Raw genomic sequence first — 1,211 nt, forward strand, 5'->3', positions numbered from 1 at the left:
GGGTTGTGGCAGGTTGTTGCCATTTGTTGGTGCTGTTGGTGGGGGTTGGGGCTGTAACAATTTGGCTATGCGGAGGTGTGCGTGGCGCGTTGGTGTGATGTCTCGTCTCCGGGTTCGGATTGTTGGGAGGGAGATTGGTGCAGGGCATCGGATTGGATGGGCTGTTGCCGGGGGTGGGTTCCGGTGGTGGTTCTGTGTTGTCGGGGGTTTCGTCGGTCCCGTTGAGGTTGTTGCGGGTCGGGGAGTCGCCGCGTCGTTCGGGTGAGGATGCCGGTCATACGCTGGTGTTGGCGGAGGTTGTGGGGAGCCTGCCGCCGATTGTGGTTCACCGGGCGACGATGATGGTGGTCGACGGTGTTCATCGGGTGCGGGCTGCGCAGTGTCGTGGTCTGGAGTCGATCGATGCGGTGTTCTTCGAGGGGGATGTGCGGCAGGCGTTCGTGTTGGCTGTTCATTTGAACAGCAGGCATGGGTTGCCTTTGTCGTTGGCGGATCGGAAGTCGGCTGCCGAGCGGATTCTTCGTGACTTTCCGGAGTGGTCGAATCGGAAGCTCGGTGAGGTCGCGGGTTTGTCGGACAAGACGATCGCGGCGATCCGGAGGCGGTCGGGTGCGGAAATTCCGCACCCGGCCGGTGGGCGGGTCGGGCGTGATGGTGTGGTGTATCCCGGTGTCGTGGGCCAGGGACGGCGGCGCGCTGAACAGCTCCTCGAGAGCAATCCTGCCATCTCGGCGCGGGAGCTTGCGTTGGCTGCGGGTGTCTCGCTGACCACCTCGAAGGATGTCCGGCGGCGTGCGCAGGAGCGGGCGATCTCCGGGGCGGGTGCCGATTCGCCGTCGGTCCCGATCGGCTCCCAACGCTCTTCTTCTTCGTCTTCTTCTTCCTCGTTGATGCCGGCCGGTGTGTCGCTCGAGGGTGTCGGATCCGACGATCCCGGCCGCGCGATCCGCACGTTGCATGCGGATCCGTCGGTGCGGTTCACCGATCAGGGGCGAAAGCTGCTGAGAATTCTTCACCTGTCTCCCGGGGATCCCGGAACCTGGATGTCGATCGTTGAATCTCTCCCACCTCATTGCATGCCGTTGATAGCCGAACTGGCGAACCAGCATTCGGATACCTGGGCGAATTTCGCCAGATTCATCAGCCAGCATGCCGGAGCCGATATCCGAGGACATTGTGCGACAGCATGACAACCGCTACGGTTCAAAGGC

General features: G+C 62.8%; 1 protein-coding gene. It reads left to right on the plus strand.

Annotated features, from left to right (window positions below):
* Positions 1-299 precede the first annotated feature (299 nt).
* Positions 300-1,190, plus strand: coding sequence for a ParB N-terminal domain-containing protein (locus tag ABZW16_RS43985; RefSeq protein WP_354962107.1), 891 nt, complete (start codon positions 300-302; stop codon positions 1,188-1,190).
* The last annotated feature ends 21 nt before the right edge of the window (positions 1,191-1,211 follow it).

Source organism: Nocardia sp. NPDC004604 (assembly GCF_040609795.1).
Classification (GTDB): domain Bacteria; phylum Actinomycetota; class Actinomycetes; order Mycobacteriales; family Mycobacteriaceae; genus Nocardia.